Raw genomic sequence first — 375 nt, forward strand, 5'->3', positions numbered from 1 at the left:
GACAGGCGGAGCGACGCGTTGTCGTCCACCAGCGTCACCTCAGCCGCATCGGAACGCTCGAGCGGGTAGCGCAGCACGTCATCGACGCGCTCCATGGCGACGCGCAGCTCGCGCATTCCGGAAGCAACGCCGACGAGGCCGTTCACCTGAGAGAGGAAGCTCGACAGCACCGTCTGGAACGCGGCGAGGGTGCCGACGGTGATCAGCCCGTCCACGGCGCGCAGACCACCGACGCCGAGGATCGCCGCCATGGTGAGTGCGCCGAGCGCACGCGGGATCAGTCCCAGCAGTTGCAGCGGCACTTGTGCGCGATGGACCGCATTCATGGTCCGGGCCTGAGCGTTGGCCCAGCGGTTCAGGAAGTCGTCCTCGGAT

1 pseudogene is annotated in these 375 nt (G+C 68.0%); it reads right to left on the reverse strand.

The window, feature by feature from the left end:
* A pseudogene (locus AC5ZGW_RS47520) lies at positions 1-375 on the reverse strand (NHLP family bacteriocin export ABC transporter peptidase/permease/ATPase); the annotation flags it as partial.

It is taken from the genome of Bradyrhizobium sp. Crot121 (assembly GCF_059512385.1).